Here is a 24,861-nt window from a genome sequence, read left to right as displayed (position 1 = left end):
GCCCGTTCTCGGTAGGCCGTTAAGAATTCGTTGAGAAATCGCTCAGAGCCCGGGTGCAGGCTGCGAGGCGCGGCGGGACGGTCGGCGTGGGCCGGCCGTGCTCCGCCGTGCCGGCCGGGCGATGGCCCGCCGGGACCGCCGCCGATATGGAGGTTCGATGCGCGTCGTGACCAGAATGGCCGACCGGCTCCTTGAGCTGGTCGCGCCCCACACCGTGGCCCGGGCTGCCGACTGCGCCTATGAGTGCTGCAAGTTCCCCGCATTCACCGCGAAGTACTGCTGCTACTACCCGAACGGTCACGTGTCGTGCGGCGGTTGCAAGAGCGTCGTCTTCTGCTCGTAACCACTCGTCCCCGAGCCCGCTCAGGTAGCGCGCGGGCCTTCACGGTGACGAGTACGCCGCGATGACCGGTGCCCGGCGGTGGTCGGCCGCGGCCGGGCACACCCTCATGAGCTTTCGACACGGAGATGTCTAGTGCCTTACCTGATCGCCATCGTGGTCCTCGTCGGCGCCCTGTGTCTGCTGGACCTGCTGCTGACCCTCGGCGTCATCCGGCGGCTCCGGGAGCAGACGAAGCTGATCGACGCGCTGTACGAAGCCGTCGGCACGGGAGTCCTGGCCGGAGCGGGCGACGGTCTGCCCGTCGGAGAGGTCGTCGGTGACTTCGACGCGACGACCGTGGACGGCACCCGCGTCACGCGCGACCTCCTGCCCGAGGGGACGGTCGTCGCGTTCATGTCGCCGGACTGCCAAGGCTGCCACGAGCAGCTTCCCGAGGTGGCCTCCTGGGCGGCGGGCCAGGACCGGTCGCGGGTGCTCGCGGTGGTCGACGGACGCTCGGGTGATCCCGCGTCCTTGGTCACCAAGCTGTCGCCCGTCGCCCAGGTGGTCGTGGAGGAGGCGCCTTCGGGGGTCGCCAACGCGTTCCGGGTCCAGTCGTTCCCGACCTTCTTCCAGGTGGCCGAGGGCGGCAAGCTGCTTGCCAGGGCACCCCGGATCTCTCGGCTGCCTGGCGCGTCGTCGGCAGTGGACACCGCTGGTTCGTCGGAGCGGCAGGCCGAAGAGCAGCCCGCGTGAGCAGTCGCCAGCCGGGGACGGCGCCGGCGCCCCGGGTCCTGGCGGGATGCGGGCTGCGCGCCGCCGGGATGGTGTGGCGCTCGGCGTCGGCCCATGTCCTCGGATATCTGGCGGTCACGCTCGTGGGCGCGGTCGCCCCGATCGCCCTGGCCTGGCTGACGAAGGCCGTGCTGGACGGCCTGGCTGACCGGCGGACCACCGTGCTGCTCGGCCTGGCGGTGACGATCGCCGTCGTGACGACGGCCGCCGTGGCGGCCACGCACGCCGCGCACTATCTGCGGGCCGAGGTGGACCGCCGGGCGGCACAGCGCGCCAAGGACGAGCTGTTCGCGGCGGTGACCCGCTTCACGGGACTGGCCCCGTTCGAGAGCCCCGCCTTCCTCGACCGGCTGCGCCTGGCCCAGCAGAGCGCGAGCAACCCGGGCAGGCTCGTGGACACCGCGTGCTCCGCCGCGCGCAGCACGGTGACCGTGGTCGGGTTCGTCGGCTCCCTGGCGTTGATCAGTCCCGCGTTCACCGTCCTGGTCCTGCTGTCGGCCGTACCAGCGCTGCTCATCGAGCTGCGGCTGTCGCGGCAGCGGGTCGCGATGATGTGGCGGATCGGGCCGGCCGAGCGGCGGGAGCTGTTCTACGCGCACCTGATGTCGACCGCGGACGCCGCCAAGGAGATCCGCCTGTTCGACCTCGGCGCGTTCCTGCGCCTGCGCATGCTGGCCGAGCTGCGGACCGCCAACGTGGCTCGCCGGCGGATGGACCGGCGGGAGTTCCTCGTACAGGCGAGCCTGTCGGGCACGTCGGCGGCCGTGGCCGGCGTGGGACTCGTCTGGACCATCCTCGCGGCGGGTCGCGGGCAGCTCAGCGTGGGCGACGTGTCGATGTTCGTGGCGGCCGTCGCCGGTGTGCAGGCCGCGCTGAACGTCATGGTGTCGGCCGGCGTGATGGCCTACGAACAGCTGTTGACGTTCCACCATCACGTCACGATCGTGACCGCGGGCCCCGACCTGCCGGCGCCGGGCGAGCCCAGGCCGCTCGCGCCGCTGCGCCGGGGCATCGAACTGCGCGACGTCTGGTTCAGGTACAGCGATGACCATCCGTGGGTGCTGCGCGGCGTCAACCTGTTCATCCCGCACGGCCGGACGGTCGCGCTGGTCGGCCGCAACGGCGGTGGCAAGAGCACGCTGGTGAAGTTGCTGTGCCGCTTCTACGACCCGACGCGCGGCGCGATCCTGTGGGACGGCGTGGACCTCCGCGACGTTGCGCCGGAGGCGCTGCGCGCCCGGATCGGCGCGGTCTTCCAGGACTTCGTGGCCTACGAGATGACGGCGACCGACAACATCGCGCTGGGCGACCCGGCCGCCACCGAGGACCGGACGCGCGTCGAACGCGCGGCACGCGACGCCGGCGTCCACGACACCGTCGCGGCGCTGCCGCACGGCTATGGCACGCTCCTGAGCCGCCAATTCACCCCGGAGGAGGAAGGCGAGGAGGGGGCGGGCGTGCTGCTGTCGGGCGGGCAGTGGCAGCGGGTGGCGCTGGCGCGGGCGTTCCTGCGCCGCGACCGCGATCTGATGATCCTCGACGAGCCCAGCGCCGGGCTGGATCCCGAGGCCGAGTACGAGGTGCACAGCCAGCTCGCCAGCCTGCGGGCCGGGCGCACCAGCGTGGTGATCTCCCATCGCCTCGGCGCGGTCCGCGACGCCGACCTGATCGTGGTGCTGGCCGACGGCGTGGTCACCGAGGAGGGCACGCACGCCGCCCTGCTGGCGGACGGGGGAACGTACGCGCGGCTGTTCAGCCGGCAGGCCACCGGTTACCGGGACGAGGTCGACTCGACTTTTCGGGATGAGGTTCACCCGAGCTCTCCTGACGACGCCCACCCGAGCTCTCGGGATGAGGTTCACCCGACGGGAGCGGCGCGTTGATCGGCGCGCTGGCCGGCGTCGCCGTAGTGGTGCTCGGCATCCTGTGGCTGCGCAGGCGGTATGTGGTGGTGACCGTTCATGGGGAGAGCATGCTGCCGACGTATCGGCCGGGTGAGCGCCTGGTCGTCCGGCGGGCATCACCCCGTTCACTGCGTACGGGGCAGGTCGTGGTGCTCGCGGGAGTGGCGAGAGGGTCGCGCGCTGGAGCGGTGGGCGGGTCGCTCGCGGACGAGACGGGCACGGGCTGGATCGTGAAGCGAATCGCGGCCGTCCCGGGTGACCCGATACCGAGGGACACGGTGCCCGCGCTGCGGACCGCGCCGGGTACTCACGTGCCAGCCGGGCACCTGGTCGTGCTGGGGGACAACGCGGACCGTTCGTACGACTCCCGCCGCTCCGGATATCTGACGACGGACCGCTTGCTCGGCGTGGTGCTCCGCAAGGTCGGTCGGCCGCTTAGCTGATTCGCGGGTGCTATTGAATACGCGAAGAATAGGCCGGATATTTCTGGCCGAAAATGGGCCGGTCTTTTCATCTTCCCCGGTCGTTTCACCATTATGGCAAAAAGCGGTCACGAGCCTTGTTGGGCCGGTCGCGCGGGCGCACAGTCGAGGCACCGTCTACCGGAATGGAGCGCTATTTATGGACGGAACGGTCGCACCACAACGCCGCGCGAAAAACCTCGTACGACGTCTCTTGGCCGCCGGCCTCGCCCTGTTCGTCGTGGCCTTCCTCGTCGCGCCGCCCGCGCAGGCCCTGGCCCTGCCGACGCCGAATGCATTCGTGACGAACCTCGACCTGGAATGCTTCAAAACCACCCCGTACCAACCGCCCGCCACCACCCTGAAGCTGCGGCACCTCAACCCCGTACTCGCCAATCAGCCGAACCTCCAGGTCACGCTCGGACAGCGCGAGCAACTGTGCGTCCCGGTGGCCAAGAACAACGTGATCCCGCCGCCGGGCGTCCTCGATTTCATCAGGTTCGTCGACCTGTCGTGCTACCGGGTCACCGGCCCCTCGCTCAACCTGAACCTGGCGCTGCGCCACCTCAACCCGGTGCTGCAGAACGTACCGGGCATCGGGGTCGTCCTGAACGTACCCCAGCATCTGTGCGTCCCGGTCTCCAAGAACGGCGTGGTGCCCGCCCCGGACGTCGTACGGCTCATCTCCCACATCGACCTGCTGTGCTACGCCCACACCCCGAACCCGGCCATGAACGTCGGCCTTGTCCTCACCCAGCTCAACCCTGTCCTGACCAACCAGATCCCGCCTTCGGACGCCCGGGTCACCGCCGCCCGCCAGCTCTGCGTGCCGGTGCAGAAGTCCGGTGACGACATTCCGGCGGACGTGATGAACATCGTGCGGTGGGTCGACCTGGAGAAGTTCGACATCACCGCCTCGACCATCACGCCGGTGTCGCTGACCCTGAAACACCTCAACCCGGTGCTGGCGAACCTGCCGGCCGAGAACGCCATGGTGACCGGCGCCGTGCAGCTGGCCGTACCGGTCTCCAAGAACGGAATGATCCCGCCGAACTGAGCCGGACGAACTGAGCCATAGGTGACGCCCGAGGAGAGCGACGACTGCGCGCCGTCACCCTCCTCGGGCTCCGCCGCCGCCGTATCATCACCGGGTGATCGAAGTGCGAGAGCACGGCGAGATCTCCCGCCCGGCCGCGGCCGTGTGGGCGGTCGTCGCCGACTACGGGCAGGACCCGCGCTGGCGCAAGGGCGTCGAGACGATGGCTCCGCGCCCCGGCGGGATCGTCCGGGTGGGCACGACCACCGCCGAGGTGATGCGGTTCGCGGGCCGGACCTACCGCAACGGAGGGGAGGTCACCGGGGTCGAGCCAGGGCGCTCGTTCGACTGGCGCACCACCTCGGGGATCGACGCCGAAGGCGGCAGGAGCGTCGTGTCACTCGGCAAGGACCGGTGCCGCTTCGCCTTCCACGTACGCGTCGCCCCGCGCGCCGCCTCTGAGAGGCTGCTGGAGCCGGTGCTGGGGTGGCTGCTGAGGCGGGCGATCCGTGCCGACATCCGCCGCCTGGCCGACCTGCTCCACCACGACGCGCGGGCGAGCCGGCTCTGAGCTTTGTTCGTGCCGTTGACCAGGACTTGACGCCTTCCTTGCCTGACAGGTGCGTCCCCGGATCTAGCCTTGAGCTGGAAGGGGCACGCCATGATCATCAATATCGTGCTCGGGCTGATCGTCCTGTTGACGGTCTGGGTGGCCGTCAGCGCCATCAGGGTCGTCAACCAGGTGGAGCGCGGTGTGGTCTTCCGCCTCGGCAGGGCTCAGCGGGAGGTCCGCCCGCCTGGAATCACGTTCCTCATTCCGGCCGTGGATCGGATGAAGAAGGTGAACGTACAGATTGTCACGATGCCGGTGCCCACACAGGAGGGCATCACCCGTGACAACGTCTCCGTTCAGGTCGACGCCGTCGCCTATTTCCGCGTCGTGGAGCCGCTGCGGGCTGCCATCGCGGTGCAGGACTATCTGTTCGCGATCGAGCAGGTGGCGCAGACCTCACTGCGCTCGATCATCGGCAAGAGCGATCTGGACGACCTGCTGTCCAACCGTGAGCAGCTGAACAAGGGCCTGGCGCTGATGATCGACAGCCCGGCGCTCGGCTGGGGCATCCACATCGACCGCGTGGAGATCAAGGACGTCCATCTGCCCGAGGGCATGAAGCGATCCATCGCCCGCCAGGCCGAGGCCGAGCGGGAACGCAGGGCCCGGGTGATCACCGCGGACGGGGAGTTCCAGGCCGCGCGGAAACTCTCCGACGCCGCGGCCATCATGACCGAGGCGCCCGGCGCGCTACAGCTGCGGCTGCTGCAGACCGTGGTGGAGGTGGCGGCCGAGAAGACCTCCACGCTGGTCATGCCGCTACCCGTGGAGCTGCTGCGCTTCTTCGAGCGCTCCGCGAGAAGCGAGCCGACCGTGGACACCGCCAGCTCGCCGGCGCGGCAGGTCGAACAGCAGACAGCCGTGGACACCACCGGTTCGCCGGAGCGGCAGACCGAAGAGCAACCGGCCGTGACGGACTCCGCCACGCCCGAGCTGGCTCCGCCAGGGTCCTCCTTCGAACGCTCCGCCGCGAAGAACGCGGCCTCGCGCGCCCCATAGACACCTGACTCGTCAAGGTACAAAGCCGGTCGGAAAGCTCAAAGCCGGTCGGAAGGCTTAAGGCCGGTTCGGGCGGAATTCGGCGCGCAGGTCGGCCGGGAGGAACGCGGCGCGCAGGCCCGCCGGTGCGAGGCGCCCGCAGAACTCGGGTTCCGCGGCCTCCGCGTTCGGCGCGTGTACGTGAAAACGCTGGGCGATACGGGACGTGGCGAGGGTGAGCTGACGCATCGCCGCGGCCGAGCCGAGACAGTAGCGAGGCCCGGCGCCGAACGGTATGTAGGTCCCGGGCGCCGGGCGGGCGGTGTCCCATCGAGACGGATCGAACTCGTCCGGGTGAGACCACCAGCGAGGGTCGCGATGGATCAGGTACGGGGTGGTCAGCACCTCATCTCCCGGCCGCAACCGCCACTCGCCGAACGTGACGGCGGTGCGCGCGACCCGGGTCATCATCCAGGCAGGGGGAGTCAGCCGAAGAGTCTCTTTGACCACCGCCTCGGCCAGCGGAAGACGAGCACACGGGCATCCGGCCCCCACCGACGCGCCTGCCTCCTCCGCGAGGGCGGCGGCCAGACGTGGGCGGATCGCGAGCTCACGGACTATGGAGGTCAACGCCGCAGCGGGCACGCCGTGCCCACCGACCAGGATGCTCCACAGAGTGGTCACCACCGACTTGTCGCCCATTGCCGAGTTCTCGGTGGTAGCCGGGTCTTCGGTGGTTGCCGGATGGGAGCCGTGCGGGATTCCGAGCAGGACGTCGAGCAGGTCCCGATGCCGTCGCCGGGCGGGCTCGGCGCGTCTGGCGGAGACCAACCGGGTCAACGCCTCGACCGTGCGGCGGTGGACACGGAAGAACCGGCGGTTGCGCGGCGACGGTACCCACGCGGGAAGCTGGAACTCGGCGCTCTCGAACGGGAGCAACGCCGCGTGGTTGGCCGCGAGCAGCTCGGGGATGCCCGCGGCGTCCTCGCCGAGGCACAGATCGGCCACGACCTGCCCGGCGAAGTCGAGCATCACCGGCAGCACGTCGACCGTACGGCCCGCCGTCGCGTCGAGTACGGCGTCCAGGATCGCGACGATCCGGCCGTCCATGCCCGCCACCGCGTCATCGCCGAGAGCGGGGCGCACCGCGCGGCGCGCCCCCATCCACGGGTTGATCATCTCGGCGGCGCCGTGCAGCGCCGACGAGCCGGCGAACGGTGCCAACTCCGTGACGTAGTCGCGGTTGGTGGCCGTCAGAACCTGATGGGTGAGCCGGGGGTCGATGGTGAAGACGACCCGGTCGTCGAAGGAGAACACGTCGCCGTAGTCATGATGATGGCGGCGGAGAAAAGAGATGCGGTCCTTGTCGTAGTCGACCGCATTGCCCATCAGCCAGTGACCGCGAGGCCCTGGTGGGCGTGCCGTGTCCAACTGGCTGGGCTTACTTACTTACCGTGGTGGTAGGGCCAGTAGATGTATCTGCCGCTGACTCGGACCTTGCCAACGAGGCGGGCAGCCACATGACGTAACAGTCGCACGGCTCTGTCTCACCATCCTTCCTGATCGAGCGGGATAACGTGACTATGAATCATGTTTTCCGCCCGGTCAATCCCTGATCGGCGTCCACGAACGCGCGCCAGGTATCCGTTCTTCCGCTCCTCGGAGAGGGTCCCTTCCCTTCCGAGAGACCCCGCTGCTGCTCCGGGAGATCAACAGCGGAATGTCCTAGGGATGATCAAGAATGGCGCCATGAGATGGATCGGGATTGCGACGGGCCACGAGCTCACCGTCGAGGGGACGCGGCGGCCGGTGCTCGCCTGCCGGACGGCCGCGGGCCGCGTGCTGGCCAAGGTGCCCGCCAACGTCAGGAAGGATCCGATCGCGGTACGGCTCGCCGCCCTCTGCGACCGGCTCGGTGAGCACGCGCGGGCGGTGCACGACCGGGTCGAGTCCTGGATGGTACGGTCGCTGCCCGTCCCGGCCGCGGTGTTCGCGGCCGTGTGGGACGACCCGGTGTGGCGCGAGACGCTCACTGACCTGGTCATCGCCCCGATCGTCGACGGCACGCCCGACCTCGCCCGCTGTGCGCTCCTGCGCGAGGGCGCGTGGACGGGCGCGGACGCCTTCGCGATCCCGCACCCGCTGCTGCTCGGCGACGAGCTGCCCATCTGGCGGGGACGGGGCCTCACGCAGGTTGTCGAGCAGGTCCGCCGCGAGGTGTGGACGCGTCCCGCGAGCATGGATCGTACGTTCGGCGTGGTCAACACCTTCGGATACATGAATGCCTGGTACGAGAGCGGCGCCGTGTTCGAGCGCCGCGTGCACGAGCTGGGCGGGCGCATCAAGGGGGACGAGGCGCGGTTCACCGTGCACGCGCCCGAGCCGCTCGGCATCGAGATCGACCTGCACTGGAGCGGGCCGATGAGCCCGGCCTACATGGACGAGCTGAGCTTCACCGCGGGCGGCCGGGAGATCGGCGACATCGCCTGGTCCGAGGGCATCCGCATGCTCATGGCTCTGTACGCGGACCGCACCGTGGAGGAGACGGAGCCGATGGTGGAGGCAGCCGAGGCGTACTCCCGCTACTGCGACGCCCACCAAGGCGAGCCCGGCACCGTGGTGCCCTCCGGCATCGCCGCCCCGACCCGCGACGTGCTGCTGCGCGCCGGGGCGGTGCTGCCGAGCCCGCCCGCCGGCTCCGACGAGGACACGTGCGTCGCTATCCGCTACGAACACTCCGTCCTGGACGAGCCGGTCGTCGAACTCGTCCGGCGCGCGGCCGTCGACGGCGACAAGGCCGAGAAGTCGCTGTACGACCTGGACCCGGTGGCGGAGACCGGCGTCGGCACGGTGCACGCGGGCCCGCTCGGCTTCCTCGCGTCCGCCCTGCACCGGTACCCGGCGCACCGCGCCCGCATCCTGGCCGCGCACACCGACCTGCGGGCCGCCCGCGGCCTGGCCGCCCGCAAGCCCGGCCTCGCACGCACCGCGCTCACCCGTACCGGCGACGACCTGGAGACGCACGCGCCCGAGCTGCTGCCGCCGTTCTACGAGGAGTGCGCGCGGATCCTGGCCGCCGCGGGCAGCGCCCGCTTCGCCGCCGCCTTCTTCGAGAAGGCCCGCGCCGCCGAGGGCGCGCACGCACTGCCGGTCGACGAGGCCGCGCTCGTCGCGGCGCACCTCGATGCGGGACCGGACGCCGCCGGAACGGCCACACTCAAGAAGCACGGCAAGCGGCTCGCCGCCCGCCATCCCGCCCCCGGCGCGTACCGCTGGCACCGCAGCCTGCTCACCGAGTGGTGCGAGGAAGTCCCGGACGGTGCGGACGGCGCGCTGGCCCTGGCCGACGGCTGGGCGGCACTGGCGAAGGCCGCCGGGCACGCGCTCGGCGGGCCCGAGGACGAACGCGCCGTACGGGCCCTGCTGGACAGCGGCTGCATGGAGTCGGCACCGCAGGCCTTCTGGACGTTCGTCCTTCCGTTGCTCGGCCCGATGGCACGGGCGGACGCGGGCATCGGCCGCGCGCTCCTCGGCGTCCTGCCGCTGCCCGCCGAGGACACCCCCAAGGCGAAGAGCGCGGCAGTGTCGCTCCTGCTCGGCAACCTCGCTGGCGTGGGCCTGACCGCCCCGTTCACCACGTCCCCCGGGCTGACGGGGGCGGCGGCGAAGGTCTGGCTCGGCCGCTTCCTGAAGCTGTACGCGGGGCTCGCACTCCCCGTCGCCGGTCTCGGCGACCTCCTGCACGACGCCGGTACGCGGCTGCGCGCGGAGGGCCTCACCTGCGACGGCCATGAGGCGGTACTGGGAGTGGACGAGGACGAGGTCAACCGCTGGGAGGGGACCGCCGCCGACCTCCCGCTCCTCGACCTCCTCCTGGACCGCGGCGTCCCGCTCGCGCGGCCCCGGTTGCTGCACACGTTCAAGCTGTACGACCGGCTCGCCTCCGGAGCGGGCACGGACCTGGCCGCCGTCGCCGCCGACCCGGACTGGGCTCCGCTGCTGCGCGACGCGATCGTGGGCAACGTGACCAACCAGCTCAACGTCACCGAGCCGGCCGTCCCGGAGCAGACCGCCCCCGAGACCGTACGGGCGCTGACCGCGACACCGGGAACGGCGCGGATCGTCGCCGCCATCCTGGCCGAGCATGCCGAGCGGGTCCCCGATCAAGGGCTTCCGGACGCGCACGCCGCACTGTGCGACGCCGAACGGTTCACCATCGCCGGAGTCCCCGGCCCCCTCCTGGACAGCGTCCGGACGATCGCGACCGGGACGGACCCGGCCCGGGCCCTGGCCGCCACGCTGAGCGGCGGCGTCCTCGACGAACTGGAGTTGCCCGCCTTCGTCCCCGGCCACGTCAACACCATCACCGACTACCTGGAGGAGAGCGGCACCGCTCTGCTCCTGATCGAGTCCGGCCGGCTCTGGGGGCACAAGTTCCGCGCCTCCGTCGTCACACCGGATGGAGTCGGCCCGTCCCACGGCTTCGGCGCGTACGAGGACATCTCCAGCCGGTCCCACGAACGGAACGAAGCGCGCGACCTCTACGACCGCTGCCTGATCGCCGTGAACGGCCTGGTGACCGTACTTGACCACGGCGGCCCGCACTGCCCGCACGGCAGCGCGCACCCCGCCGCCCGCCGCGTCGTACCGGCCGACGGCGAACGGGTCGCCTTCCCCGGTGGCGCTGAGGCCACCGTGTGGCGCGGCAAGGGGCGGATCATCGAGCTGCGGGACCCGGCCGGGCGGACCATCGGCCGCTACGTCCGCGGCTGGGGCAGGGTGCCCGAGCACGACGGCGCCGAGAACATCAGCGCGGTCGCGCACCGCCGCTACGCGTCCGGGACCCACCTGGTCGCGCCTCCCGGCCGGTGGTCGGCGATGCGGCCGCGCGACCCCGAAGGATCCAGGGCGCTGCGCGCCGTCGACGAGAAGAAGGCGCAGGCCCTGATCGACGTCGCGGACGCCGCGCTCGCCGCCGACCTCATGCGAGTGCTGGACCCCGAGGGTCGGTACCAGGAGAAGGAGGCCGCCCGCGAGGAACTGGCGGGACGGCTCCGCCCGCTCCTGCCGGAAATCACCGACGAGTCGCTCTGGAAGGGCGTCACGTTCCTGGTGTGGACGGCCGTCGAATGCCGCGAGCGCGCGTTCGCCCTGCTGGAGCGCCTGGCGCTGACCCCGCCACCCCACCTGCGCCCGGCGCCCGCCGCCGCGGCACCCGCCGTCCAGCCCGAGAAGCCCCCCGAGCCGGACGATCCGGGGCCTGAGTCCGCGTACGAGAGGATCGTCCACTTCACCCGTACCGCCGTCGATGTGCCGTACGACAAGACGATCGCGACATTCGCCGCCTCCACCGTCAAGGGGATCGAGAACACGCTGGGCCGCCTCGGCGCCGCCGTCCTGGAGGCCGCGTGGGGCAACGGCGGCGGGCGCGCGCGACTTCTGGAACTTGCCGCCGTCCCCGAACTCCTCCGTACCGACGGCACCTGGCATGTCGCCCGGCTGCGCCCGGAGTACGAACTCGGGCGGATCCGCTCGGGCTACGGCCCCATCGCGGCCGCCGCCGTCGCCGACTACGAGAAGGTGGGGTGGGGGTACGTGGTCACGGCGCTCCTCTACACCCCGGACGGCCCCGACCCGCTCCTGTTCACCCGCAACCGCGCCGTCGAGCTGCGGACCTGCCGTGGCTGGGGCGACCCGGACCGGCTCCGGCGGGCGCTCGACCAGATCGCCGAGAACGGCCCGCCGCCCGTGGACCGGGAGGCGACCGTACGGGCGTTCGCCAAGGCCACCGGCCTGTCACCGGCCCAGTGCCTGATCTTGCTCTCCACCTCGGCCCGCACGCTCTCCTGGCCGGACGGCTGGGCACGGGGCCGCGTCGCCGCCTTCCGTGAGGGCGACACCGCCCGCGCCCGCGAACTCAACCTCACCGAGAATGCATTGCGCATCGCCGCGCTCTCCCTGGAGGCGCTCACCACCACCGACGAGGCCGTCGAAGTCGTCGAGCTGCTCATGCCCGACGACCCCGCCGAGCTCTGGCGTAAGGGCCCCGACCTCAACCGGGCGGTCGCGTACTGGACGGAACGCCACCCGAGGCTCACCCCGCTCACCACCGCGCAGTGGGCCATCCTCGCCTCCGGCGCCGAGGACGCCCTGGAGGCGCTGATCGCCCTGCTCGGCGAGCGTGCGTCCGTACCGCCGCTGGGTCACATCGCCCGCGCTGCGAGGCTCCTGGCCGACCGCCTGCCCAAGGACCATCCCGCCCGTACGACCGCCGCCGCCCGCCTGCGTGACCTGCACGAACACGTCACCGGCCCGGACACGACCCTGCCCATCGCCGCCGGGGTCACCTCGGTCACCGCCCTGGAACGAGCCGCCGGAGCGACCGCGGCCCACCTCCCGGAGAGCGGGCTCACCATCGGCGAAGCCCTCACCCTGGAGCCCGCCGGAGACGGCTACCGCGTCCACCTCCGCCCGTCCCGCTGGTCCGACCTGGAAGCGCTGACCCCGGCCCTCCGCCGCGGCGGCGCCACCGATGCAGCCCTGGTCATGAAGGACCTGCGCTTCCTCCGTTCGTCCGAGCCACTGGAGGCCGCGGCCCGGCTGGAGTGACGTTCCCGGAGGTGTGTATCCCTCCCAGGGCCCCGGCTACGGCGGACCATTTCTTCGCTCCCCGGAGGGGGTACATCCCCAAAGCCCTCAGCCACGATGGGCCGTCACAGGGATCAAGGCGGTCATATGACGAAGGGAGGCCGGATGGCGAGCGATCACGCCATCCGGCCGGCCTTCTCAGATCAGAGTGTGCTGCGGGTCAGGTCTTGTCAGCACCGTTCTTGGGATTGCCGAGGCGAACCCCCTGGCGGTAGATGAAGGCCCATCTCCGGCAAGCAGGGCGGACGAGGACGAAGTAGGCGTTGCAGGTCCAGTTCTTGAGCGTGCTGTAGAAGACGTCGTCCACCTGGGACTTGCGGTACCTGTCGAGGTAGTACTTGTAGTGCTTGTAGGTGTTGCCGATCAGGCCGTACCCGTAGTCGTGCATGTCGCAGGCGGGCCGGAAGTCGAAGCCCGTCGGCCGGTCGGGGGCGTTGGTGCAGTGGTCGAAGGTGATGCCGACGACATAGCGCTTGCTGGGGAGCTTCTTCCACAGCGGCTTGTGCCAGCCATTGTGCGCGACCCAGGACGAACAGCCGGCCCGCTGGTAGTACAGCCACTTCCAGGCGTCGTTGCAGTACGACGGGTACGCCTGGGGGTTGGAGATGTCGCCGGGCAGGAAGTCGCCCGGGGACGGCTCGGTGGCGTTGGGGTCGTTGATGCCGGTCGCCCCTTGCATCGGGTCGCCGGGAGTCGGCTGGGCGGTGCCGGTGGCGGTCGCCGTGGGGGCGGCGGTGCCGTTGGCGAAGGCCAGTTGCCAGCTGCCGTCGGTGGGGGAGTCGATGGAGTTCAGGCGGCCGAGCTGGTCGTAGCCATAGGTGGCGGCGGGGGAACTGCTCAGGCCGGGGTCGGCCACGGTGCGCAGCAGGCCGTTGGCGTCGTATCCGTACTGGGCCACGGTCTGCGGGGTGGACGAGCCGGACTTGAGGGTGATGTCTTTGAGCCGGCCCGCGAAGTCGCCGAAGGAGGCGGCGGTGGCCGTGGTCGTGGCGGCGTAGTGGATGGTGAGGGTTTCCTCGGGGGTTTCGCCGCCGGCCGGTTCCTTGATGGTGCTGATGCGGCCCTGGGGGTCGTAGGTCACCGATGAGGTGCCGTACGCGGTGTTGCCGGTGCTGGTCGCGCGCCAGGTGTCGGTGCCCTGCAGGCCGTCGATCTTGCTCCAGGTATAGGTGAGGCTGAGGTCGGCGTTGCTCTGGGTGAAGGTGTCGTCGCCGGCTTCTGTGGCGCCCTTGTCCATCGCGATGGTTTCGGTGATGGAGGTACGCATCGCTCCGGCGGCGGTGTCCCACCGGGTCGTTTCGGTGATCTTGTAGCCGTCGGTGGTCTCGTAGCGCTGGACGCCGCCACCGTCGGGGAAGGAGATGCTGCTCTTGAGGTCGTAGCGGGAGGTGGTGCCGCCGTCGAGTTCGGTGACGACGATGGCGCCGTTCTGGGTCTCCAGTTTCCGGTCGACCATCCCGCCGAGGAACTCCGCCGTCCAGCCGGGCCCGAACACCGCCATCTCGGGGCGGGAGGCCAGGGCCGACTGCGGTCGGGCCAGGTCGCCGCCTCCGGTGGCCACGCCGTGCGAGCGGCCGATCGCCCCGGCCGGTACGTCGGTATCGCTGATCTTGAAGGTGTCGGTGTCGGTGAAGTACAGCCCCGGACCGACCTGCTGGACGTTGTCCGGGTCCGCCTCATTGGTGGCGCTGGTGGTGGCGGTGACGGCGGACGCCGTCGGGGAGAGCAGGGGGAGTAGCACTGCCGCGACGGCGACGGTGAATGTTAATCGACGCAACCGGTCCTCCTCATTTAGCGAGCGAATTGATCCCCTGGACGGTAAATGATGGAAACTCGCTCAACAAGGGTCTGGACGGATGTTTAATTCGATGTTCAAATTGCGTACGAACCCACGTCTGGAAGGCGATTCCTGAAAAGTTCCTGTGCGTCGAATGATATGTATCAGCGCTGGTGGCAGTGTCTGTGTGGTGGAAATGTAGTGATTATGTGGCACCTTCGCGGATAATTCTGTTCGGGTAATGTGAAGATGTTTCAGAGTGGTAGGCGGCGCGGCTGTGCGGGACTGTTTAAAAAACGCGCAGGCATGGTCCGGCGTGGTATTGAAGTCGCCCGCCAGGATCCGTGGGCGCGCCGGTGGCCGCAGGCGGGCGGCTGTGGTCGCCGCACCAAATCGCCTGATTTCCGCCATGGACGCAGTTCTTTCGACATGATCGGAACATGAACGCATCACTGCGGGCCGCGCTCGTAGGGGCAGTGGTCGGACTGGCCCAGTTCGTCCTCCTCTGCTGGCGGGGAGACGACCTTGGGCCGCTCGACCTGATGATGACGGTCGTCCTGTCCTCCGGCCTGGGGTTCTTCCTGTCCTGGTGGGGCGGTCTGCCGCGCTGGTGGGGGGTGGGCCTGGTGGGTCCGGCCGCCATAGTGGCGTTCCTCCTCCTCGCCCTCCCCCTCGTACATGCCACCGAGACCATGGACTCGGGTGACTGGCAGATGGGCCTGTCCCTCGTGGCTCTGGGCGCGACCGCCTACCTGGCCGCGGGCGGTCTGGTCATGCCGGTGCACCGGGGGCTCCGCGTCCTGACGGTCGCGGGCGTCGCCGTGGCGTACCTGGCCGTGTGGTCGGCACAGGACGTGCTCGCCGACTCGGCGCGCGCCCACAGACTGACCCGCGCCGGGGTCCCGCTCGTCGCGCCCACGCTGCCGGATTACCAGCTCTGGTCCCTGGAGGGCGTGGAAGGGCGGCTGGAGCTCAGGTACGCCCGCGATGGCTTGGTCTCGCGGGTTGACGTCGCCGTCGAGTCAGGGAGCACGGATAGTCCCAAAGGCGCCTGCGACTCTGCCGCGCTGAACTACTACCTCCCGGAGGCGGACAAGTGCCGGCAGGTGTCACCGGGGGTATGGCTCGTTCCCAGTGTCACCCATAAGATCATCTTCGCCTGGTACGGCGACGACTTGGTGCGGATCGAGGGCCTGACGATGAGCGAGAAAGAGCTGCTCGCCGTGCTGCGCTCGTTGCACCCCGTCGAGGCCGGGGAGCTGGCCAGGCTCCACGAAGGCTGAACCTCACCGGCGCCGGCCCCGCCGGTGACCGCTCCTCAGCGTTCGACTTCGACGTGGTAGCTGCCGTCGTCGCCGCGGTGCGCGCCGTGGATGTCGGTGGCCAGGTCCGGGAAGGAGCGGTCGAAGTCCTCCAGGGCGTGCAGGTACGCCATCAGCGGGCCGTCGGCGGGCCCGGTCGCCTCCCCGGGCATCAGCATGGGGATCCCCGGCGGCGTGACCACGACCGTGGCGGCCGAGATGCGGCCGGGCAGGTCGGCGAGCGGGACGCGTTCGGTGCGTGAGCGGATCAGGGCCTGATAGCTGTCGGCCGGGGTGCGGACGGGCTGGGGAAGGGTGGTGAAGATCTGGTCGAGGAGCGCGCCGAGCTCGAGGGCGCGGAGCTTGTCGTGTACGTCGGAGCAGAAGCGGCGCAGCGTGGTGGCCGGCGGGCCGAAGCCCGGTAGCACCTCGGCCAGGGGCAGGTCGTCGTCGTAGGCGCGTTTGAAGTCGGTGAGCGCGTCGATCAGCGTGCCCCACTTGCCCTTGGTGATGCCCATGGAGAACAGCACCAGCAGCGTGTGATCCCCCGTCTTCTCCACGGCGATGCCGCGCTCCCGCAGGTAGGTGGCGACGATCCGAGCGGGAATGCCCCAGTCGAGCGTGCCTTCGGCGGCGTCGGCGCCGGGGCAGGTGATCGTCACCTTGATGGGGTCGAGCAGGCAGTAGCCGTCGGTCAGGCCCTGGAAGCCGTGCCAGGCGGCGCCGGGCTCCAGCGTCCAGCACGCCGGATCGGTGCTCAGCAGGACGGGATCGGCTTCGGCGAAGGAGACGGGCCGGCCGGTGTGGGGGTCGGTGACGTGCGTGGGTTGCCAGACGCCGAAGTACCAGTCCGGCCGCCGGCCGTCCTCCCGGATGCGGGCGGCCAGCCGGACCATGGCCTGCCGGAACCGTACCGCCTCGGTGACGGCCTCGCCCGTCAGGTACGGCCCGGCCGGACCGTCCATCATCCCCGCCGCCACGTCCAGCGAGGCGATCATCGGGTAGAGCGGCGAGGTGGAGCAGTGCATCAGGTACGTCTCGTTGAGCCGCTCGTAGTCCACCGGGGCGCGATCGGCCGACCGGACGTGCAGCATCGCCGACTGCGACAGAGCGGCCAGGAGTTTGTGCGTGGACTGGGTGGCGAACACGGTGGGGCGCCGCGGCCCCGGCAGCGTCCGCTCGTCCACGGCCATGCCGTAGCGGCGGGCGTACAGGGGGTTGAAGCGGGCGTAGGCGAACCACGCCTCGTCGAAGTGCACGCGGGGGACGCTCTCGCTCAGCAGCTCGGCCACCCGTACGGCGTCGTAGCAGAGCCCGTCGTACGTGGAGTTGGTGATCACGGCGTAGGCCGGATCGGTCCGCGCGAGCGGGTGGCCGGCCAGGCGGGCACGCAGGGCGTCGGCCTGCAGCGCGGCGGGCGGAATGGGGCCGGCCAGGCCGAGGCCGTTGCGTTCTGGCACCAGGTAGACGGGGCGGGCGCCGCTGATGGTCAGCGCGTGCTGGAGGGATTTGTGGCAGTTGCGGTCCACCAGGGCAGTCTCGTCGCGGGCGATGGCGTGGTGGCCGACGATGCGGTTGGCGGTGGCGTTGCCGTTCATCACGAAGAAGGTGCGGTCGGCGCCGAAGACGCGGGCGGCGTTGCGTTCGGCCTCGCCGATCGGACCGGTGTGGTCCAGCGGTGAGCCGAGTTCGGGGACGGAGATGGACAGGTCGGTGCGCAGCAGGCGCTCGCCGTAGAAGTCGAAGAACGCCCGCCCGACCGGCGACTTCAGGAACGCGACGCCGCCCGCGTGCGCCGGGGTGTGCCAGGAGTACTGGTGGTGGTCCTGCAGCTTGCGCAGCGCGCGGAAGAACGGTGGCAGGATCCGCTCGGCGTACTCCTCGGCGGCGTGCGCGATGCGGCCGGCGATGAAGTCGGGGGTGTCCTCAAGCGGGAACACGTAGCCCTGGATGACCTCGTACACCCATAGGGGGAGCTCCTGTTCGGCGGTCATGAGGAAGACCGGCAGGCCGCGGAAGCGCTGGGTGACCGCGCCCAGCACCTGATCGGCGCCGGGTGCGTCCCAGTCGGCCAGCATCCCGGACAGCGAGGCGTCCGAGCCGATCACCGCCAGCGCGTCCTGCGTGCGATGCGTCCAGCGCACCTGGACGCCGAGGTCGTCCATCGCCGCGCCGACGCGGCGGATCTGCTCGGCGAGTGCCGTGTCGGCGTCGGGGCGCTCGGCGACTGCGGCGAGAACCGTACGTTCCATGCATAACTCCATGGCCGGGGGGGACTGTCGCTCCGCTCTTTACCCTGAGTCGTTGATCGTCACTCAGGGTACCCGGCCGGTCTGGCGAAGGTCAGTCGATCCGCTGGCAGATGGTCACCGGCAGCTTCGGAGACCAGGTCCTGGTGGCCTCGTCATAGGCGCGGGCGTAGCCGTTGTTGCCCGGCGCGCAGGGCGCCGCGATCGTCGTCTCCACATAAATGGCCCCGCCGGGAGTGATGGGGTGTGTCCGGGCGATCTCCCACTTGGAGAACGCCACCCGGCCGGTGTTGAACTTGACGACCAGGTAGACCCGGTGATCGACGGTGAAATTGCCGCCGGCGACCTTGAGATGGCCGTTGAAGGTGTAATTGAACAGGAAGGACTGACCCTGCCTGAGACCGGCGGACGAGGTGGCGGATGTGGTGGACGTGGTCGACGCATTCGCGGCGCCGGTGAAGGCCGGGACGCCCAGGGCGACGATGCCTGCGGTGGCGGCGACTCCGAGCATGGTACGGACGGTGCGGTTCATCGGATCTCCTTGGTGACGGCGTGAACCGGATGCGTAACCATTGACAGGCACGCCGCCTGCAATGCGCTTTCAGTGCTCTGACGGGCCGCCGGCGATTGCGCTGAGTGCCATCCGGAAACCGCGATTCCGCGAATGACGGAAAGAAAAGCGATCACCAGGAGTCGCTTCTTTCGCGGAGGGTGCACATGGACGATCCGTCGGTGGGGGAATGCACGCAACAGATCGCCACCGGCCGTGCGGGCGAACTGCCGGCATGGCTGCTCGACGGTATGTTCCGGCTGCGTCACGAGGTGTTCCACGAACGCCTTCGCTGGGACGTCCACAGCCTCCACGGAAGGGAACGCGATTCCTTCGACGACTGCGATCCGGTCTATGTGATCAGTTATGCGGAACGCTGCCGGGAGATCACGGGGTGCTGCCGCCTGCTGCCCACCGATGGCCCTTACATGCTCCGCGATGTCTTCCCCGAGGCGTTATGTGGTGACCCGGCTCCGCACGATCCGGCCATCTGGGAGCTCAGCCGCCTGGCCACCGCTCGAGCCTGGTCCCGTGGCGTGGTGGCGGGTTTCGGCCCCCGCGCCCGCGCGCTGCTCTGGGAGGCGTTCCGCTGGGTCGACCGGCGTGGTGACACGATCGTCGCGGTCTCCAGCGTGGCGGTGGAACGCAGCGTGCATGCCATGGGCGTTCGTACCCGGCGTCTCGGCGACGGCAAGGCGACGCGCTTCGGCAAGCTTCTCTGCTCGGCCTACACCACGTCGACCAGGGATTTCCTGGAGAACGCGCTCCCCGCGCCGGAAGGGGAGCCGCACTGCCGGGACGGGCGGCGCTGAGGGCGCTCCAGCGGGTCCCATCTACGAAAAGCTGTACAAAACGGACGTAAAGGAATAATCTCGACATGCCTCAGTCGGGGGCCCTGAGGCACCAAAGCGCACAGGCTAAGACGCCCCGGTCTCGCTGGAGACCGGGGCGTCTTCGCGGGCGAATCCAGCGGCCACGCGGACGCCGCAGGTCGCAAGGGATCAACGTCGCGAACGCCCCCTTGTTATCGCATCGTGTTGGTGTGATCGCTGGTCGTGATCACAGGCGGGCATGCACACTTGAGTCGGGAATCGCCCGACGGGAGGTTCGGCGTGCACGATGAGGCCGTGGCAGTGCTGCGCGAGGCGCTCGGCTGGGAGTTGCCCGCGGCGAAGTGGGCGAACGTGGACGCGGCCGTGACCAGACTCGCGGCGTCGGCCGACCCGGACGCCGAGATCGGCCACCTGGAGCTGGCCGGGCCCATGCGGATCATCACCAAATACCCCGAGGAACCGGTGGCTCCGATGCCCGATCAGACCCGCGAGCGCGTCAACGAGCTGATCCACAGCCTGTCGGCCCCCGTCGCGGACCGGGCCGATGAGGCCGGGTGAGCCTGCCGCCCCAGGGCTGATCGTCCACGTGTTCGTGGCCGCCGCCGGGCCGGAGGCGGTCGCGGGCGAGCGGCGGCTGCGCCAGGTGTGGGACGCGCTCGGCGACCGGTTGCACATGCCGGCCACGACCGTGGGCACGGTCGAGGTCCGGACGGCGCGGGGCCTGCCGCTGCGTCAGGCGGTGCTGCGACTGGAACACGACATGCGCTGCCTGAGCGTGGCGTTGACGGGCGGTTCCTGGAAGGAGCTCGACGCCCTCTGGGCCGGATGCGCCGGTGAGGACATCGGTGAGTGGGCTCTCGGTGAGTGCCGGTTGTTCGTCGCCTACGGCCGTACGAGGCGGGCGGATCGGATCGTGGCCGCCCTGCCGCAGCCGTACACAACACCGCAGCCGTACAGCACGAGCCGGATGACCACCAGAGACGGCCTGGCTCTGTGGGAGGTCGGCCATGAGGAGGACGCGCGGAGCCGGCGCGTGTTCGCGGTCATCGCGCCGCGCAGGCTGGAGACCCGCCTGGACGCGTGGGCGTGGACGGCGGGTGATGACCGGATGGCGCCGTTCACCCGTTACCTGATGCACGCCGCCAAGGTCCGCTACTACCTGCGCGTCTACGCGGACGGAGCGAGCATGCGGGCGGCGCGCAGCCGGGTCGACGAGCAGGTCGACGCGACGATGGCGCTGCTCGGGGGCGACGGTCTGACGTCTGCGCGGCGCGAGCTGACCGAGCGGCAGACGGCGGCGGCGGGGCTGATCTGGGCCGCGACCCGGCTGCGCGAAATGCGGCGGAGCGTGGAGATCGCGCTGCACAACATGCGGGCGCAGGGGCTCGAGGACGACCTGGCGTTGACCGAGTGGTTCCTGCGGCGCCTCGACGACGACCTCGCCTACGCCGAGGCGGCCCGGGAGCGGGCCCGTGAGATCACCGCGATCGCCGACATCGTGCTGGCCGAGCGGCTGCAGCTGCGGGCGGAGAAGACCGAGCGCCGCTGGGAACGCTTCGGCGTCCTGAGCACCGCCGTCATCGGCAGCCTGATCATGATGCTGACCGCGGTGCAGTCCCTGAACTACCGCGTCCCCCTACCCGATTCCGTGAAGCCCTTCATCGTGGCCGCCCTGGCACTGACGGCCTTCGGGGTGACCGCGTTCGGCGTCGTCAGATGGCGGAGGAGCCGATGAACCCGGCCGAGCTCATCAACCGATACCTGCTGACCGGCGACACCAAGGCCCTGGAGGACGGGCTGGCCGGATACCGCGAGGCGGTGGCGCGCGACTCGGACCCGATGCTGCTCAGCGAGTACGGCAACGCCCTGAGCATGCGCTACGACTGGCTTCGAGACGAGCAGGACCTGGTCCAGGCCATCGACCTGCACCGCCGCGCCGTGGCGGCCCTGGCCGGGCGGCCGGAGCTGGCCGAGGCCCAGGCGGCGCTGGCGGGCGTGCTCGGCAACCACGTGAAGGCGAGTGGTGGAGGGGAGCTGGGGGAAGCCCTGGAGCTGTACGAGGTGGCGCTCCGCGGTCAGCTCCAGGACCGGCCGCTGGTGCTGGCCAACCACGGCATGGCCTTCATGCTCAGCCACATGCGGACCGGCGACCGCGAGCACCTGCGCCGCGGGATCGATCTGCTGCGCCAGTCGGTGCACGCCACCGACCGGTCGACCGACAGGTACCTGTGGCGGCTGGCCAAGCTCGCCAACGCCTTGGTGCTCGTCGCCCACGAGGACCCGGCCAGGGCCGAGGAGCTGAAGGCGGCCCTCGACGAGGTGCGCGCCCGCTACGCCGAGGCGTCCGAGCCGGTCAAGCAGGAGATCATGGTCCTGCTGGGCGCCATCATGGCGGCGGACGAGATCCCGGTCATCACCCCCGAGATGATGGAGCAGCTGCGGAACGAGGCCGTCGGCGATGCGTTCCTCGGCCCCGACGGCCGCTCGCGCTACCTCGCGGGCATGGGCGGCATGCTCATCGAGGACGTCCGCACCTCCGGCGCCCTGGACCGCGCCGACCAGGCGGTGGAGATGCTCCATCAGGCCGTGGCCCAGGCGCCACCGGGCCACCCCGAGCTGCCGCAACTGCTGATCTCGCTGGGCGCGGTGCTGGGCCTGCGCATGGAGTTCAGTGGCACCGTCGACGACCTCGACGAGATGATCGACGTCCTGAGCCGAGGGGTGGCGCTCGTCAGTCCCACCGACCCGCATGTCGGGATGTACCGCTCGGATCTGGGCAATGCGCTGATGTTGAAGTTCCGGTTCGGTGGCGGTCCGAAGGTGCTCGACGACTCCATCGACTGCTACCGGCGGGCGCTCAAGGACTCGCCGCAGCATCCGGAGCGCGCGATGGCGCTGACCGGACTGGGATCGGCGCTCTTCTTCCGGTACGAGCTCACCGGCAAGCTGGCGGAGCTGGACGAAGCGGTGAAAAGCCACCGCGCGGCCAGCTCCATAACGGCCCCCGAGCACCGCAACTACGCCCTGATCCTGGCCAACCTGGGCGGCGCGCTGGCGCAGCGCTACGAGCGGACCCGCCGGAGCGAGGACGCGGAGGAGGCCGCCTCCGTCCTGCGTGACGCCGTGGCCGCCACGCCGCTGACCAGCCCCTACCGCCCCAGCTATCTCGGTAATCTCGCCGCCGTGCTGGCGGAGCGGTACAAGTACACCGGTCATACGCCGGCGTTGCTTGAGGCCGTCGAGCGGATGCGCGAAGCCGTCCGTACGGTGCAGCCCGGCAACATCCAGCGGCCCGGCGTCCTCAACACCTTCGGCATGGTGCTCCTGCAGACGGGCGACGGCCTCGACGAGTCGATCGACATGTTCCGCCAGGCCAAGGCCGCCTCCGTGCCCGGGACTGCGATGCGCACCCGCGCGACCGTCAACCTGGGCGGCGCCCTGCTGATCAGGGCTCTGTCGCCACAGATCAGCCGGGCCACACTGTCCGCGATGATCGCGGAGGCGCTGGGGGAGCCGGCCCCCAAGGGCGCCGTCGAGCAGATCCCCGACCTGGACGAGGCCATCGAGCAGCTCACCGAGGCCATCAGGGCCAAGCCGCCGGGTGGCCCGGTCGCGTACAGCCAGCTCGGGGGTGCCCTGCGCAAGCGCTACGCGATGACCGGACGGGGCGGGGATCTCAGGAGGGCTCTGCGTACGATGCGGACCGCCGTGGCGACCTGCGAACCCGGCGCCCCGGCCGCCTCGATCGCGCTGTACCACCTGGCGGGGACGCTCACCGACCAGTGGGAGATGACCGGCGCGCCCGCGCCGCGCGATGAGGCGCTCGCCCGCTACCGCGAGGCCGCCCGGGTTGAGACGGCGTCGGCGGACTGGCGGGTCACCGTCGGGCAGCGGTGGGGCGAGTTCGCCATGGAGGCGGGGCTGGTCGAGGAGGCGGTCAAGGGGTTCGCCACGGCGGTCGCCGCGCTGGACGAGGCGGCCTGGCGCGGGCTCGGCCGCGACGACCAGGAGCGCGTACTGCGGGACTACGAGGGGCTGGCCCGCGACGCGGCGGCGGCCGCGATCCGGGCGGCCGACCCGGGCACCGCCCTGGAGCTGCTGGAGCAGGGCAGAGGCGTCATGCTCACCCAGGTCATCGACAACCGCAGCTCCCGCGACGTCCTGCACGCCGCCGCGCCCGAGCTGGCCGACCGGCTTGCCGAGGTACAGGACGCCATCGACGCCGCCGAGCGCATGGACCTGGTCGACGTGCCGGTGGCCGGGTCCGACGCGCCCGCCTTCGACCGGGAACGCCTCCTCGATCAGCGTCACACGTTGCGGCGGCGCCGCGAGGAGATCCTCGCCGAGATCAGGGCGCTGCCGGGCTTCGCCGGGTTCTTACGCCCGCCGCGCCACGGGAGCCTGCTACGGGCCGCCGACGCCGGGCCCGTCGCGGTCGTGAACGTCAGCCGCTACGGCTGCGACGCGCTCCTCGTCACGCCCGAGGGCATTCGCGTCGTGCCACTGGACATCACCGCCGCACAGGTCGAGGAACGGGCCGCGGCGTTCGCGGCGGCGGTGGACACGAGGGCCAACGAAGCGGTCATGACCTGCCTCGACTGGCTCTGGGAGCACATCACCGGCCCGGTGCTGGACGCGCTCGGCGAACCGCCGTCCAGGATGTGGTGGTGCCCCACCGGCCCGCTGACCCTGCTGCCGCTGCACGCCGCCGGTCGGGCGCCCGACCTGGTCATCTCCAGCTACACCCCCACTCTGCGGGCCCTGCGGCACGCCCGCGAGCAGACCGGGCCGACCGCCGACCGGCAGGTACTGCTCGTCGGCGTCCCCGCCATGGACGGGGCGGCCGTACTGAAGGGCGTGGAACAGGAGTTGCGGGCCGTACGCCGGCACCTACCGCGGCGGCTGGTGCTGACCGGCGCCGACGCCACCCGCGACCGGGTGCTCGCCGCGCTGGACGAGAGCGCCTGGGTCCACTTCGCCTGCCATGCCGTGCAGGAGCCCACCGACCCCTCCAGCGGCCGGCTGCTGTTGCCCGGCCCGCCGCTGACCGTACGGGATCTGGCGGCCCGCCGCCTCGACCGGGCCGAGCTGGCCTTCCTCAGCGGCTGCGAGACCTCGCGCGGCGGCGACGTCCTGACCGACGAGGCGGTCAGCATCGCGGCGTCGGTCCAGCTCGCCGGGTTCCCGCACGTGATCGGCTCGCTGTGGCCGATCAGCGACCTGCACGCGCCGGCCGTCGCGGAGGAGGTCTACACCGTGCTGACCGCGGGCGGCACCCGCGAGCCGCACCCCGACGCGGCGGCCACGGCGCTGCACCTGGCCGTACGCTCGCTGCGGCGCCGCCGTCCGGGGTTTCCGATCTTCTGGGCGGCGTACGTGCACGTCGGCCCCTGA

General features: G+C 70.6%; 17 protein-coding genes. 13 read left to right on the top strand and 4 right to left on the bottom strand.

Annotated features, from left to right (window positions below; genetic code table 11):
* The first annotated feature begins 157 nt into the window (after positions 1-157).
* From ACGFJ2_RS17320 to ACGFJ2_RS17290, 7 genes are all read left to right on the top strand, one after another.
* Positions 158-343 (top strand): hypothetical protein, encoded by a 186-nt coding sequence (locus tag ACGFJ2_RS17320; RefSeq protein ID WP_357952366.1) that lies wholly within the window; start codon positions 158-160, stop codon positions 341-343.
* A 132-nt stretch (positions 344-475) separates the two neighbouring features.
* A complete protein-coding gene (locus tag ACGFJ2_RS17315; RefSeq protein WP_393469180.1) occupies positions 476-1,078 on the top strand; it encodes a TlpA family protein disulfide reductase in 603 nt (200 codons plus the stop codon).
* A complete protein-coding gene (locus ACGFJ2_RS17310) occupies positions 1,075-3,000 on the top strand; it encodes an ABC transporter ATP-binding protein (protein ID WP_393469177.1) in 1,926 nt (641 codons plus the stop codon). The genes ACGFJ2_RS17315 and ACGFJ2_RS17310 overlap by 4 nt, the downstream gene beginning before the upstream one ends.
* Positions 2,997-3,464 carry a S26 family signal peptidase gene (locus ACGFJ2_RS17305; RefSeq protein WP_393469174.1) on the top strand — a complete coding sequence of 156 codons (468 nt, stop codon included), beginning with the start codon at positions 2,997-2,999 and terminating at the stop codon, positions 3,462-3,464. Before ACGFJ2_RS17310 ends, ACGFJ2_RS17305 begins: the two co-directional genes overlap by 4 nt.
* Positions 3,465-3,642: 178 nt before the next feature.
* On the top strand, positions 3,643-4,539 hold the full coding sequence (locus ACGFJ2_RS17300) for a hypothetical protein (protein ID WP_393469171.1): 897 nt from the start codon (positions 3,643-3,645) through the stop codon (positions 4,537-4,539).
* A gap of 94 nt (positions 4,540-4,633) precedes the next feature.
* Positions 4,634-5,089 (top strand): SRPBCC family protein, encoded by a 456-nt coding sequence (locus tag ACGFJ2_RS17295; RefSeq protein WP_393469168.1) that lies wholly within the window; start codon positions 4,634-4,636, stop codon positions 5,087-5,089.
* Positions 5,090-5,179: 90 nt separating this feature from the next.
* Positions 5,180-6,130, top strand: a complete 951-nt coding sequence (locus ACGFJ2_RS17290; RefSeq protein WP_357952372.1) for an SPFH domain-containing protein — start codon at positions 5,180-5,182, stop codon at positions 6,128-6,130.
* Between the two features lie 57 nt (positions 6,131-6,187).
* Here ACGFJ2_RS17290 and ACGFJ2_RS17285 read toward each other — a convergent pair whose 3' ends face one another.
* The gene (locus ACGFJ2_RS17285; protein ID WP_358173522.1) at positions 6,188-7,540 is read right to left on the bottom strand and encodes a cytochrome P450; all 1,353 of its coding nucleotides are present in this window, start codon (positions 7,538-7,540) and stop codon (positions 6,188-6,190) included.
* A 318-nt stretch (positions 7,541-7,858) separates the two neighbouring features.
* Between ACGFJ2_RS17285 and ACGFJ2_RS17280 the strand changes: the two genes are divergently transcribed.
* Positions 7,859-12,718 carry a DUF4132 domain-containing protein gene (locus tag ACGFJ2_RS17280; protein ID WP_393469164.1) on the top strand — a complete coding sequence of 1,620 codons (4,860 nt, stop codon included), beginning with the start codon at positions 7,859-7,861 and terminating at the stop codon, positions 12,716-12,718.
* A 199-nt stretch (positions 12,719-12,917) separates the two neighbouring features.
* Here the strand turns inward: ACGFJ2_RS17280 and ACGFJ2_RS17275 are convergent, their stop codons facing one another.
* On the bottom strand, positions 12,918-14,534 hold the full coding sequence (locus tag ACGFJ2_RS17275; protein WP_393469161.1) for a phospholipase A2: 1,617 nt from the start codon (positions 14,532-14,534) through the stop codon (positions 12,918-12,920).
* A gap of 440 nt (positions 14,535-14,974) precedes the next feature.
* Between ACGFJ2_RS17275 and ACGFJ2_RS17270 the strand changes: the two genes are divergently transcribed.
* A complete protein-coding gene (locus ACGFJ2_RS17270) occupies positions 14,975-15,817 on the top strand; it encodes a hypothetical protein (protein ID WP_393469158.1) in 843 nt (280 codons plus the stop codon).
* A 35-nt stretch (positions 15,818-15,852) separates the two neighbouring features.
* Here ACGFJ2_RS17270 and ACGFJ2_RS17265 read toward each other — a convergent pair whose 3' ends face one another.
* Together ACGFJ2_RS17265 and ACGFJ2_RS17260 are read right to left on the bottom strand one after the other, a co-directional pair.
* Positions 15,853-18,087, bottom strand: a complete 2,235-nt coding sequence (locus tag ACGFJ2_RS17265; protein ID WP_393469155.1) for an Orn/Lys/Arg decarboxylase N-terminal domain-containing protein — start codon at positions 18,085-18,087, stop codon at positions 15,853-15,855.
* Between the two features lie 91 nt (positions 18,088-18,178).
* Entirely contained in the window at positions 18,179-18,616 is a 438-nt protein-coding gene (locus ACGFJ2_RS17260) for a hypothetical protein (protein WP_357952378.1), read from the bottom strand.
* A 185-nt stretch (positions 18,617-18,801) separates the two neighbouring features.
* Here ACGFJ2_RS17260 and ACGFJ2_RS17255 point away from each other — a divergent pair, with 185 nt between their 5' ends.
* The 4 genes from ACGFJ2_RS17255 to ACGFJ2_RS17240 all read left to right on the top strand — a co-directional run bounded on the left by ACGFJ2_RS17255 (position 18,802) and on the right by ACGFJ2_RS17240 (position 24,861).
* The gene (locus ACGFJ2_RS17255; RefSeq protein ID WP_393469152.1) at positions 18,802-19,446 is read left to right on the top strand and encodes an acyl-homoserine-lactone synthase; all 645 of its coding nucleotides are present in this window, start codon (positions 18,802-18,804) and stop codon (positions 19,444-19,446) included.
* A gap of 300 nt (positions 19,447-19,746) precedes the next feature.
* A complete protein-coding gene (locus tag ACGFJ2_RS17250) occupies positions 19,747-20,025 on the top strand; it encodes a CATRA system-associated protein (RefSeq protein ID WP_393469148.1) in 279 nt (92 codons plus the stop codon).
* The gene (locus ACGFJ2_RS17245) at positions 20,012-21,202 is read left to right on the top strand and encodes a CATRA conflict system CASPASE/TPR repeat-associated protein (protein WP_393469145.1); all 1,191 of its coding nucleotides are present in this window, start codon (positions 20,012-20,014) and stop codon (positions 21,200-21,202) included. The genes ACGFJ2_RS17250 and ACGFJ2_RS17245 overlap by 14 nt, the downstream gene beginning before the upstream one ends.
* Positions 21,199-24,861: a CHAT domain-containing protein gene (locus ACGFJ2_RS17240; protein WP_393469142.1), complete on the top strand. Its 3,663-nt coding sequence runs from the start codon at positions 21,199-21,201 to the stop codon at positions 24,859-24,861. The genes ACGFJ2_RS17245 and ACGFJ2_RS17240 overlap by 4 nt, the downstream gene beginning before the upstream one ends.

This window comes from Nonomuraea sp. NPDC049028 (assembly GCF_043197735.1).
In the GTDB taxonomy this organism is placed as follows: Bacteria; Actinomycetota; Actinomycetes; order Streptosporangiales; family Streptosporangiaceae; genus Nonomuraea.
This window is presented reverse-complemented; position numbering and strand designations above follow the sequence as displayed.